At 67.3% G+C, this 12,387-nt stretch carries 7 protein-coding genes; 4 read left to right on the forward strand and 3 right to left on the reverse strand.

Going from position 1 to position 12,387, the window contains the following annotated elements; translation table 11 throughout:
* Nucleotides 1-12: 12 nt before the first annotated feature.
* Complete coding sequence (locus BCL79_RS11495) at nucleotides 13-1,440, reverse strand: DcaP family trimeric outer membrane transporter (RefSeq protein ID WP_121040974.1); 1,428 nt, start codon at nucleotides 1,438-1,440, stop codon at nucleotides 13-15.
* Between the two features lie 382 nt (nucleotides 1,441-1,822).
* Between BCL79_RS11495 and acs the strand changes: the two genes are divergently transcribed.
* The 3 genes from acs to BCL79_RS11510 all read left to right on the forward strand — a co-directional run bounded on the left by acs (nucleotide 1,823) and on the right by BCL79_RS11510 (nucleotide 5,454).
* Nucleotides 1,823-3,766 carry an acetate--CoA ligase gene (gene acs, locus BCL79_RS11500; protein WP_121040976.1) on the forward strand — a complete coding sequence of 648 codons (1,944 nt, stop codon included), beginning with the start codon at nucleotides 1,823-1,825 and terminating at the stop codon, nucleotides 3,764-3,766.
* A 175-nt stretch (nucleotides 3,767-3,941) separates the two neighbouring features.
* Nucleotides 3,942-4,607, forward strand: coding sequence for a response regulator transcription factor (locus tag BCL79_RS11505; RefSeq protein WP_121040978.1), 666 nt, complete (start codon nucleotides 3,942-3,944; stop codon nucleotides 4,605-4,607).
* 268 nt (nucleotides 4,608-4,875) lie between these two features.
* Complete coding sequence (locus BCL79_RS11510; protein WP_121040980.1) at nucleotides 4,876-5,454, forward strand: manganese efflux pump MntP family protein; 579 nt, start codon at nucleotides 4,876-4,878, stop codon at nucleotides 5,452-5,454.
* Between the two features lie 24 nt (nucleotides 5,455-5,478).
* Here the strand turns inward: BCL79_RS11510 and BCL79_RS11515 are convergent, their stop codons facing one another.
* Together BCL79_RS11515 and BCL79_RS11520 are read right to left on the reverse strand one after the other, a co-directional pair.
* A complete protein-coding gene (locus BCL79_RS11515; protein WP_121040982.1) occupies nucleotides 5,479-8,928 on the reverse strand; it encodes a hybrid sensor histidine kinase/response regulator in 3,450 nt (1,149 codons plus the stop codon).
* Between the two features lie 60 nt (nucleotides 8,929-8,988).
* Nucleotides 8,989-10,344 (reverse strand): sensor histidine kinase, encoded by a 1,356-nt coding sequence (locus tag BCL79_RS11520; protein WP_183073728.1) that lies wholly within the window; start codon nucleotides 10,342-10,344, stop codon nucleotides 8,989-8,991.
* 100 nt (nucleotides 10,345-10,444) lie between these two features.
* Between BCL79_RS11520 and BCL79_RS11525 the strand changes: the two genes are divergently transcribed.
* A complete protein-coding gene (locus tag BCL79_RS11525; protein ID WP_183073729.1) occupies nucleotides 10,445-12,379 on the forward strand; it encodes a GGDEF domain-containing protein in 1,935 nt (644 codons plus the stop codon).
* Nucleotides 12,380-12,387 lie beyond the last annotated feature (8 nt).

The following is a 12,387-nucleotide window of genomic DNA, read 5'->3' on the forward strand; positions in this document are numbered from 1 at the left end:
GCGTTTTTTGTTTTAGAAGCTGTATTTCGTCGTGAACTGCAGGCGGCTGATATCGCCCTTGCGGCCATCCTCGATCTCGCGCACGCCGTACATCAGCTCGGCGCCGACATCGACCTTGGGCATCGGCGTGTAGAACACGTTGCCGCGGATGCTCTGCACGCTCTTGGTGACCAGCGGGCCGAGGCTGCCGTCGTTGTCGTAATCGCTGCGCGCGTAGATCAGGTTGGTGCGCAATTTCGGGGTGAAGGCGTGGCGCCAGCCCACATAGCCGGCCAGCACGCCGGTCGGGTTGAGTTCGTCGCGGGCGATGTCATACGCGGTATCGGCGGTGACACCTAGGCCGATGTAACGTGCGATGCCTTCGCCACCGGTGACCTGGTAATGCAGCGTATCGGTCGGGCCCATCACCCATTTGCCGCCCAGGGTGAGGCCGCCGGCGATCTTGTCCGCATCGGCACCGGTGGTCTGGTTGTCGACCTTCAGCTGACGGACCACGCCGCCGACACCGAAGGTGCCCCAGTCACCCTTCCAGCCATAACGCAGGGTCAGATCCGGCAGCGCGCCGCGATCGGAGTTGCTGGATACATTGGTCCACGCGCCGGTGACCGGGTTGCGGGTGCCGGTGAGCAGCGTGGTTTCCGGGTTTTCCAGCGCGACGCTGAAGCCGCCCTGGGTGTAGCGGATCTGTGCCTGGCGCACGAAGATCACGCCATCGGTCGGGCCGACGAAGTCCGCCGCTTCCGGCAACGACGCGGCGTCCATGAAGTTCGACCAGGTCTGGCCGGCCATCCAGTTGTTCCAGTACATGTAGGCGTGACGCAGGGTCGCACCGTAGGTATTGGTCGCGGTCTGGTTGCCCAGCGAGTTGCCGAAGAAGTCCATCTCGAAGAACGCACCGGACTTGTTGCCGGCCTCGCTGACATTGTCGATGCCAAGATTGAAGCGCGAGAACTTGGCGTGGGCGTTGTAATCCACGTCCGAGCGCTTGCCGCTGCCGCCGGCACCGGCCACCGGGGTCTGGCCCGGCAGATACAGCGCGCGGCCGGTGGCATCGTCGGCCAGCTGGCCATCGCCGGTCTGGGTGGCCAGGAAATCGGCCTTGATGAAGCCGCCGATCTTGACCGTGGTACCCGGCGCGGCGCCCGGGGTGATGGTGGTGACCTGGATCGGCTGCTTGCCGGCCGGCACCGTGGCCGCCACCGGTTGCTGTGCCTGGACCGTGCGCACGGCGGTGACATCGGTCTGGGCCTGGCTGATCTGGACCTGCTGTTGCTGCTGGTTGTTCAGCAGCAGCTGGACCTGGCGCTCCAGCTCGACGACGCGTGCTTCCAGGGCTTTCTCTTTTGCGGTTTCGGCGAACGCCATGCCTGGCGCGATCAGTGCGACGAACATGGCGGCGGCCAACGGCCGGCGTGTCGTCCTCAGCAAACGGTGGCTCATGTTGCCCTCTCTCCCGGGTGGCAAGGTGATGCCGCGCATGGGGCACGGTCGAGCCGAGGGTGCGGCGCGTTGACGCACCGAAGCTATTGGCCATTAGTCGTACTCGCCCCACGCGGCGAGTACGACCCGGGCGCCGGCAGGCGACCGGCAGGTGCCGCAGGCACCGCGCAGGTACCGACCGTTGGTCGGTAGGCCTTGCCTCACGACCAACGGTCGTGAGCTGCCGGGGTTGGCTCCCATGTCATATCGGGCGGGTCGGCGTTCGACCATGGTCTAACCACCTCGACACCGCGCAGGCAGGTGGATGCGGCAAACTGAGGGGGAGAGGTCGCCGTTTATGCTGCGACCGCACAACCCAAGTCAACGTGCAAGTGAGGGTGCCATGGCTGATCTTTACCCCGTCGACGCCGCGTTCGCCGCGGCATCGCGGATCGACAAGAACACGTACCAGCAGCTCTACCGTGAATCGGTGGAGCATCCGGATGCCTTCTGGGGCAAGGCCGCCGAGCGCCTGGACTGGTTCAAGAAACCGACCCGCATCAAGAACGTCAGCTACCAGCTCGACGATTTCCGCATCAAGTGGTTCGAAGATGGCGAGCTCAACGCCAGCGTCAACTGCCTGGACCGCCAGCTCGACAAACGCGGCGACAAGATCGCCCTGCTGTTCGAACCGGACAGCCCCGATGCGCCGGCGCAGGGCGTCACCTATCGCGAGTTGTATGAGCGCACCTGCCGCCTCGGCAACGCACTGCGCAACCTCGGCGTCAAGAAGGGCGACCGGGTCACCATCTACCTGCCGATGATCGTCGACGCCGCCGTGGCCATGCTGGCCTGCGCGCGTATCGGTGCGATCCACTCGGTGGTGTTCGGCGGCTTCGCCCCGAACTCGATCGCCGACCGCGTCATCGACTGCGGCAGCAAGCTGATCATCACCGCCGACGAAGGTCTGCGCGGTGGCAAGAAGATTCCGCTCAAAGCCAATGTCGATGCGGCGCTGAAGCTGCCCGGCACCACCACCGTGGAAACCGTGCTGGTGGTCCGCCACACCGGCGGCGCGGTGGACATGCAGGCCCCGCGCGACCGCTGGTTCCACGATGTGGTGGACCCGCAGCCGGCGCAGTGCGAGCCCGAGCGCATGAACGCCGAGGATCCGCTGTTCATCCTCTATACCTCCGGCTCCACCGGCAAGCCCAAGGGCGTGCTGCACACCACCGGCGGTTACCTGCTGTACGCGGCCTACACCCATGAAGCGGTGTTCGACCTGCGCGAAGACGACATCTACTGGTGCACCGCCGATGTCGGCTGGGTCACCGGCCACAGCTACATCGTGTACGGCCCGCTGGCCAATGGCGCGACCTCGGTGATGTTCGAAGGCGTGCCGAACTTCCCGAACACCTCGCGGTTCTGGGAGGTGATCGACAAGCACCAGGTCACCATCTTCTACACCGCGCCCACCGCGATCCGCGCGTTGATGCGCGAAGGCGATGCACCGGTCAAGCGCACCTCGCGCAGTTCGCTGCGCCTGCTCGGCAGCGTCGGCGAGCCGATCAATCCGGAAGCGTGGCGCTGGTACTACGAGGTGGTCGGCGACAGCCGCTGCCCGATCGTGGATACCTGGTGGCAGACCGAAACCGGCGGCATCCTGATTTCGCCGCTGGCCGGGGCGGTCGATCTCAAGCCGGGCTCGGCCACCCTGCCCTTCTTCGGCGTGCAGCCGGCGCTGGTCAATGCCGATGGCGAGATCCGGGAGGGGGCCACCGAAGGCAACCTGATCATCCGCGATTCGTGGCCGGGCCAGATGCGCACCGTCTATGGCGACCATCAGCGCTTCATCGACACGTATTTCCGCACCTACCCGGGCAGCTATTTCACCGGTGATGGTTGCCGTCGTGACGAGGATGGCTACTACTGGATCACCGGCCGCGTGGACGATGTGATCAACGTCTCCGGGCACCGCATCGGTACCGCCGAGGTGGAAAGCGCGCTGGTCTCGCACCCCAAGGTGGCCGAAGCGGCCGTGGTCGGCTTCCCGCACGACATCAAGGGCCAGGGCATCTATGCCTACGTGACGCTGATTGCCGACGAGACGCCGAGCGATGAACTGCACAAGGAGCTGGTGGCCTGGGTGCGCAAGGAGATCGGTCCGATCGCCGCGCCCGACCATCTGCAGTGGGCGCCGGGCCTGCCCAAGACGCGCTCGGGCAAGATCATGCGCCGCATCCTGCGCAAGATCGCCGAGAACGCACCGGACCAGCTCGGCGACACCTCGACCCTGGCCGATCCGTCGGTCGTGGCCTCGCTGGTGGAAGAGCGGAAAGTGAAGTAAAGGTCGCCACATCGCATTCGCGCTGTCGCTCCCACGATCCGCCAGTGGATCGTGGGCCCCGCCTCACCAGCACCCACACCCCGCCGCTTCGCGGCCGCCCCCTGACTCAGGGGGCTGTCATCTCGATACACTTTTTCGTTGCGTCGCTGCATTCCTCCGCAACATGGCCCCCACCATGACGACCCTCCTGATTGCCGATGACCATCCGCTGTTCCGCGAAGCCCTTCGCGGTGCCGTGCAACGCGTCATCCCCGGCGTGCAGCTGTACGAAGCGGACAGCGTGGAAGCGCTGTACCAGCTGGCCGACCAGCACACCGACGCCGACCTGGTCCTGATGGACCTCAACATGCCCGGCGCACAGGGCTTCAACGCGCTCGTGCATATGCGCGCCCTGCACCCGCAGCTGCCGGTGGTGGTGGTGTCCGCCCGCGAGGAGCCGACCGTGATGCGCCGTGCGCTCGACCATGGCGCCTTCGGCTTCATCCCCAAATCCGCCGATTCGGACACGATCGGCCATGCGCTGGGCACCATCCTGGATGGCGAGACCTGGGCACCGCCGGAAGCGCACAACGTGCCCCAGACCGGGCGCGAGGAACGCGAGATCGGCCAGCGCCTGCGCGAGCTGACTCCACAGCAGTTCCGGGTGCTGCAGATGCTCGGCGCCGGCCGCCTCAACAAGCAGATCGCCTACGACCTCAACGTGTCCGAAGCAACGATCAAAGCCCACGTCACCGCGATCCTGCGCAAGCTCGGTGTCACCAACCGCACCCAGGCGGTGCTGATGGCCGGCAAGCTGGCCATCGATGACGAACAGATCGTGCTGCCGCCCGAAGAAGAGTAGGCGTTATAGCCGGAGCTATGAATTCCAGCGTTACCTGCGCAATTCGCGGCAAACGCTCCACGCCGCAGGCCCGGTGCTAAGCTTCGCGTCCCCTTGGGGAGTAGCCGGATTCCTGCTGAAGGAATCGCCCGTATCAACATACTCGGCCAGTGCGCCGTGGTGCGGGCAACCATCTTGGTTGGCGAGACCAGCGGTCCGCGTGCGCAACGACAGGTTGGGCGCGTCCGCGGTCCGTTGCTCGCTCTCGCCCGACCTGTCGCGTACCCCAATGTCCCCCATTTCGATCCTGCTGATCGGCTTTGCCATGTCCACCGATGCCTTCGCCGCGGCGATCGGCAAAGGCGCGGCCATGCGCAAACCGCGCTTTTCCGACGCCTTGCGCGCCGGCCTGATTTTCGGTGTCATCGAAGGCATCACGCCGGTGATCGGCTGGCTGCTCGGCCGCGCTGCACTGGAGTATGTGGAGGCCTTCGATCACTGGATCGCGTTCGGCCTGCTCGGTGCGCTGGGCGTGCACATGATCATCAATGGCCTGCGCCCCGACGAGGGCGCCGAGGAAGAAGACACCAGCAAACACCACGGCTTCTGGCGCCTGGCGGTGACCGGTTTCGCCACCAGCATCGATGCAATGGCGGTCGGCATCGGCCTGGCCTTCCTCGACGTGCATATCGGCGTGATGGCGCTGGTCATCGGCCTGTGCACGCTCACCATGGTGACCTGCGGCATCATGCTCGGCCGCGTATTGGGCGGGATGGTCGGCAAGCGCGCGGAGATCGTCGGCGGCGTGATCCTGATCATCATCGGCTCCACCATCCTGTACGAACACCTCAGCGGCGCCGTGGCCTGATCGGCAGTCACGCCCGCCCCGCGGCTAGAGATCGCCGCGGGTGTCGTGGAAGGCGGCCAGGAACGCGCGCAGCGAGGCCGGCTTGATCGGCTTGGTCAGCAACCGGTAACCGCGGTCACGCGCCATCCGCTTGAGCTCATCGCGGCCGTCGGCGGTCAGCAGCGCACCGGGGATCGCGCGCCCGGCCTTCTGGCCCAGGGCCACCAGCGTGTCCAGCCCATCCAGGCGGTCATGCAGGTGGTAATCCACCAGCATCACATCCGGCCGTTCAACCACTTTCTCCAGTGCCTGGTCGACGGTGCTGGCGGTGATCACCTGCACCTGCCAACGCCCCAGCAACGCCCGCATGCCATCCAGGATCTCCTGGTCGTTGTCCACGCACAGCACGCGCATGCCCGCCAGGGAATCGGCGCGGGTGACCGGGCTCGGTGCCGGCGGTGCTTCTGCGGTTGGCAACGCAGGCGCCGCCACGAGGGGCAGCAGGATCGAGAACATGCTGCCGCTGCCGACCCGGCTGCGGGCGTTGAGGCGGTGATCGAGCAGGCGCGAGATACGCTGGCAGATCGACAGGCCCAGCCCCAGGCCCTGCTCGCCCCAGTCGAACGGCTGCTGGTAGCGATGGAACTCATCGAAGATCTGCTGCATGTGGTGTTCGGGAATGCCCGGGCCGGTATCCCATACCTGCAGTTCCACTTCCGGCCCGCGATGGCGCACCGCCAGCACGATGCGGCCCTGGCGCGTGTAGCGCAGCGCATTGGCCAGGAAGTTCTGCAGCACGCGGCGCAGCAGGCGGCGATCGCTGCGTACCCAGGCCGGCCGCGCGAACAGATCCATGCGCAACCCACGGCCGGCCGCGACGGGCGAGTACTGCGCCGCCAGCTCGCGCATCAGCAGGCTGACGTCGAAGTCACCGATCACCGGATGCAGGCCACCGGCATCGAGACGGGAGACATCCAGCAGGCCATCCAGCAGTTCCTCGGCCGCACGCAACGAGGCATCCACGCGCTCGGCCAGATGCCGTTGCTCTTCGTTGTTGTGGTGACTCTCACGCAGCGCTGAAGCGAACAGGCGGGCAGCATTGAGCGGCTGCAGCACGTCGTGGCTGATCGCGGCCAGGAAGCGCGTCTTGGACTGCTGGGCCACCTCGGCTTCATGCGAACGCTCGGCCACGCGCTGCTCCAGCGTTTCGTTGGCTTCCAGCAGCGCGCGCTCGGCGTGCTTGTAGTCGGTGATGTCGTTGTAACTGGTGACGTAGCCACCGCCGGGCAGCGCCTGCCCGCGCATCTCGATCACCTTGCCGTCGCTGCGGGTGCGCTCGAAGATGTGCGGCGAGCCGGCGCGCATGTAGCCGATGCGGCGGTTGATCTGCAGCTCGATGTCGCCCTCGCCGAGCTCACCGCGCTCGGCGTTGTAGCGGATCAGGTCGGCGACCGGCCGGCCCACGTAGAGCATCCCGTCGGGGTACCCGAACATCTGCTGGTAGCGGCGGTTCCAGGCGGTCAGGCGCATGTCCGGATCGACCACGCTGACCCCCGCGCTGATGTTCTCCAGGGTGGTGGAGAGAATCTCGCGGTTGAAGCGCAGTTCCTGCCCTGCCTCGTCGAGCACCGCCACCACCTCGCCCAGGTCCATGCCCGAACCGCGCAGCAGACTGGTCAGCAGCAGGCGGGCCGACGCCGCGCCGATCGAGGCCGCCAGCAGCCGCTCGGTGAACTGCACCCAGGCACGGTCCGCCGGCGCGGAGGCCTGCAGCTCGCGGTCCATGGCCTGCGCCTGCTCGAAGAACGATCGACGGGCGTGGCGGTCGCCCACCACGCGCGAGGCCAGCGCCAGCAGATCACCGACATGCACGTTGCCCGGCCACGCACCGGCCACGGACGGGCGCTGCGCGTAGGGGTCCAGGAACGGCGCCGCACGCAGCCGTTCATCCACGCCCGGGCGCCAGCGCACCGAGACCAGCACCATCGCCGCGACATTGACCAGCAGCGACCAGAACGTGCCGTGGGTCAACGGATCCCAGCCGCTCATGCCGAACAGGTGCTGCGGCTGCAGCCAGCCGATCCCGAACGGGCCCTGCACCAGCCACGCCGACGACATCCAGCCGGCCTGGGTCAGCGCCGGCAACAGCAGCGTGTATACCCAGGTGCCGAAGCCGAGCAGCATGCCCACTTCCACGCCGCGGCGGCTGGCACCGCGCCAGTACAGCCCGCCGATCAGCCCCGGGGCGAACTGCGCGACCGCGGCGAAGGCCATCAGGCCGTAGGAGGCCAGGGTACTGTCGTTGCTGCTGCCGCGGTAATAGCTGTAGGCCACCAGCGCCAGCAGCAGGATGGCGGTGCGGCGGATCCACAACACGCGCGAAGCGACATCCGCCGCTTCTTGATGATCGCCACTGCGGCGCAGCAGGACCGGCATCACCAGATCGTTGCTGACCATGGTGGCCAGGGCGATGGAGGCCACGATCACCATGCCGGTCGCCGCCGAGAAGCCGCCGACATAGGCGACCAGCGCCAGGAACTTGCGGCCCTCGGCCAGCGGCAGGGCCAGCACCATGCTGTCGTCGGCGACGCTGCCACCGGTGCCGAACAGGGTGACGCCGGCGGTGGCGATCGGAATCACCATCGCTGAGATGATCACCAGGTACGCACCGAACATCCAGCGCGCGCGGCGGATGTCGCGCACGTCACCACATTCGACCACCGCCACATGGAACTGGCGCGGCAGGCAGATGATGGCCAGGAAACTCAGCAGCGTCTGGGAAATGAAGCCGACCGGTGGCAGGCCGGTGAACAGCGTATGCGCCGACTCGATCACCGCATCGGTGCGGTCGTTGAGCCACAGGTAGGCGAACAGGCCCAGCGCGACCATCGCGATCAGCTTGATCATCGATTCCAGCGCGATCGCCAGCATCATGCCGTGGTGGTGCTCGGTGGCATCCACCTGGCGGGTACCGAACAGCGTGGCGAACAGCGCCATCAGCAACGCCACGTACAGCGCGGGATCCGTGAAGAAGCCGGTCGGGCCCACGTTGCCGGTCAGCACCTGCAGGCTCATCGCGACGGCTTTGTACTGCAGGGCCAGGTACGGCACGATGCCGATCAGCGCGATCACCGCCACCAGTGCGGCCAGGCGGCGCGAGCGGCCGAACCGCGAGGAGATGAAATCGGCGATGGAGACCACGTTCTGGCTGCGTGCGATCAGCGCCAGGCGCTCGATGATCCGCCAGCCGAATACCCACAGCAGCAGGGGCCCCAGGTAGATCGGCAGGTAGCCGATGCCATTGCGCACCGCCGTGCCGACCGCACCGTAGAACGTCCATGAGGAGCAGTACACCGCCAGCGCCAGGCTGTAGACCACCGGGCGCAGCCACGGGCGATCCGGGTACATCGGGCGACGGTCGCCCCACCACGCCACGCCGAACAGCAGCGCGGCGTAGGCCACCGAGACCAGCAGAAGGATCCAGCTAGAAACCACAGGGTTGTTTCCGCGAGCGCAGCCCGCAGTGTAGCGGCTGGGCCACGCCCGTCGTGGTGCTCATGCCGTGGCCCGCTGGCGGGCGGGAAGCCGGATCCCGATCCGGGTCCCTGCCCCGGGTTTACTGTCCACCTCGACCTCGCCGCCCGCCGCGCGGACCAGGCTGGCGGTCACCGCCAACCCGAGCCCGGTGCCCTCACCCATCGGCTTGGTGGTGAAGAACGGTTCCAGGCAGTGGGCGCGGACCTCCGCACTCATGCCCTGGCCGGTATCGCTGACCCGGATCAACAACTCACCACTGGCGGGCAGGTCGATCAGGGTCAGATCGAACCGGCCGCCATCGGGCATGGCCTGCTCGGCATTCACCGCCAGGCTGAGCAGGATGGACTCCAGCTGCGCCGGATCGAAGTGGATCTGGCCGGTGGCGCCGTCGGTGGCGACGCGGCACTGCACGCGGTCGCCGAACACCTGCTGGAGCATCGGCTCCATGGCCATGACCGTGCCGGCCGCATCCAGCAGCTGGGGGCGCCCCGGGTCCAGCCGGCTGAAATCCAGCAGCCGCCGGCTGACGGTGGCGGCACGGCGGGTCGCCGACTGTGCGCCTTGCAGGGCCTCCTGCAGCGCCTCCTCACCGGTACTGCGGCGGGCCTTGGCGAGATATCCCTGGATCAGCGCCAGCACGTGATTGAAGTCATGCGCGATGCCACTGGCCAGGCGCCCGACGTTCTCCATCTTCATCGCGTGCACCAACTGCTCGCGCGAGCGCTCTTTCTCCTGGATCTCCAACTGCAGTTCATCGCGCTTGCCGGCCAGCTCGGCGCTGCGCTGCCGTGCCACCTGCAGGCTCTCGCGCAGCCCGGTCACGCTGTGGTGCAACAGCCAGGCTCCCAGCCACGTTCCGAACACAGCTATCGCCAGATCGTTCACCGCAAGCAGGACACGGTCCGGACGGAACATCAGGCTGGAGGCATCCACCCACGCCCCCGCCACCATCAACCCGCTCAACCAGGCGGTGGCCCACCCCAGTGGCCGCCGCCCCAGTACGGCGGAGACCAGCAGCACCGGCAGTATCACCACCAGCTGCAGCCGCGATTGTGCCGCCAGCCCCCAGTACGTGTAGGCCAGGGTCGCCAGCAGCAACTCGCCGATCACGAACACAGCGGCTGCCCGCAGCGTGCGACCTGCGTGGTGCTCCAGCAGGCAAACCAGGCACAGCAAGGCGTGAAGGCCGGCGATCAACGGCACCATCACATCCAGGCCGATGCCCATGCGCAGCGCTATCCAGACAGCCATGCACAGGTGGAACAGACCCACCATGTGCAGCAGCCCGCGCAGCATGGCATCGGTACGGCGCCCCAGCGAGGGGGATACGCCGGCGACGGGCACGTCGCGGGGAGAGGGAGGCGGAATGGGCATGTGTGGCAGAATACAGGCCGAAAGCGACAGCAGCCGGCCCCGAGGGGTCATCCAAATGCGTTGCCGCCTGCCTGCACTCGACCGGGAAGTCGTTGCTCCTATGCGTACGTTGTCGCTGGTCCGTCGCGGACTGTCCGCGCTTGTCTGCCTGTTCGCATTGGCCCCGTCCGCTGCGATGGCGCAGCGTTCCGCCGACACGGTGCCGCTGACCGCGCAGGTCGAACAGTGTCACGCCTTGTTGACCAGTGAGCCACGCCTGTCGCTGAGCATGGCGCGCAGCCTGCTGGCCACCCCCTCGCTGCCCGCCTCGATCGAGATCGGTGCGCTGGGCTGCCTGGGCATCGCGCTGCGCTCGCAGGGCCAGCTGGGCCAGACCCTCGATCTGCCTGACAGGCTGCAGGCCGCCGCTGCGCGCGCCGATGCGGGCAAGGAAGACAGGCTGCGGGCGCACTCCATGGCCGCACACCTGCTGCTCTGGCGTGGCGAGCACAGCCAGGCCCTGACGCTGACCAACACCTTCCTTGAAGACGCGGTGCGCGAGCGTGACGTGCAGGGCCAGATCGCCGCGCTGATGCAGATCGCCATGATCCGCGGCGATGCAATGGGTGACGCACAGGGGGCGCTGACGTATCTGCAGAAAGCCACGGTACTCAGCCAGCACATGCGCCGGCCGCCCAACCCGGGCGATCTCATCCTGTATTACAACTATGGCTACGCACTGCTGCGGATGCAGCGGCATGAGGAAGCCAACACGGCCTTCAGCCGGGCCGAGGCGATCGGCACGCGGCTGGGCGGGCAGGAGTTGTTCCTGTACCGCATCGCCAGCCATCGCGCTGAAGTCCAGCGTCTGCGCGGCCAGTTGGCCGACGCCGAGGCCCGGTTCCGCAGCGTGCTCAGCTGGCAGGCAAGGCAAGATCCCCAGGGCCACATCGTGACACTGCAGCGGCTTGCCCGGCTGACCATCGACCAGCACGGTGCCGAAGCCGCACGTCCGCTGGCCGAGCAGGCCCAGATGCAGGCCGAACGCGGTCAGTTCAACGATGAGATCCGCGAGGGCATGGACCTGCTGGGCGACATCCATATCCTGCTGGGCCACCGCGAACAGGCCCTGGGCTACGCGCGCCAGGCACGGGCGATCGACAGCGCGCGCAGCAAGGGTGACATCCTCAACCAGTTGGCCAAGCTGCAGGCCACTGCCGAGCGCAGCATCGATCCGGCCGAGGTCAATGCGGTGCAGGATCTGGACCGCGTCCGTGTGCTTCGCAACGGCGCGCTGATCGCCCTGCTGGTGGTCGTCACGGTCGCCACGGTGCTCCTGTTGCGCATGCGGCGGCAGCGGCAGCGATTGGCGCTGCTGAGCAGTACCGACTGGGTGACCGGTACAGTCAACCGCCGTGAGGCCGAGCGGCTGCTGAGCCTGGAGTTGGCCAAGGCCGGAGGCGGGCAGCGCAGCGTGGTGATGCTGCTGGAACTGGACGCTTTCAAGGCGCTGAACGAGCAGCATGGCCAGGCAGCGGGGGATGCCGTGCTGCGTGCGGTGACCCGATGCCTGCGCCAGCACAGCGACCGCCATGATCGGATCGCCCGCTGGGCGGGCGGCACCTTCCTCGTGGTCCGTCACGATACCGCCGCCGCAGCGGCCCAGGCGCTGGCCAATCGCCTGCGCGCGGCGATCGAACGGCTGGTGGTGGATATCGGCCCGGGCCAGCACCTGACGCTCACCGCCACTCTCGGGGTGGCCCCCCTGCCGCTGTTCCCCACTGCACCGGCTACGCTGGAGGACAGCCTGCGCGCAGCCGATCGAGCGCTGCAGAGTGCCCGCCGCAGTGGCCACAATGCCTGGGCCATGCTCTGGGGCGAAGAAGCTGGCCGTGATGTGGATCTGTACAGCCTGCTGCACGACCCCGCACGGGCGATGGCCTGCGGCTGGGTGTCATTGGCCGGAAGCCGGCCGATGGCCTGGCTTCCGCCACGCCAGGAGCCTGCACGTCCCGCAGTGGATCAGGACGTGCAGACCGGCCGCGGACAGCGCTGATCGCGCAG

It is taken from the genome of Stenotrophomonas rhizophila (genome assembly GCF_003651185.1).
Taxonomy (GTDB): domain Bacteria; phylum Pseudomonadota; class Gammaproteobacteria; order Xanthomonadales; family Xanthomonadaceae; genus Stenotrophomonas; species Stenotrophomonas maltophilia_Z.

Excerpts from the sequence above, each read along its gene's own strand:
- BCL79_RS11495 (WP_121040974.1), bottom strand. The coding sequence starts at position 1,440 with ATGAGCCACCGTTTGCTGAGGACGACACGCCGGCCGTTGGCCGCCGCC.
- acs (WP_121040976.1), top strand. The coding sequence starts at position 1,823 with ATGGCTGATCTTTACCCCGTCGACGCCGCGTTCGCCGCGGCATCGCGG.
- BCL79_RS11505 (WP_121040978.1), top strand. The coding sequence starts at position 3,942 with ATGACGACCCTCCTGATTGCCGATGACCATCCGCTGTTCCGCGAAGCC.
- BCL79_RS11510 (WP_121040980.1), top strand. The coding sequence starts at position 4,876 with ATGTCCCCCATTTCGATCCTGCTGATCGGCTTTGCCATGTCCACCGAT.
- BCL79_RS11520 (WP_183073728.1), bottom strand. The coding sequence starts at position 10,344 with ATGCCCATTCCGCCTCCCTCTCCCCGCGACGTGCCCGTCGCCGGCGTA.
- BCL79_RS11525 (WP_183073729.1), top strand. The coding sequence starts at position 10,445 with ATGCGTACGTTGTCGCTGGTCCGTCGCGGACTGTCCGCGCTTGTCTGC.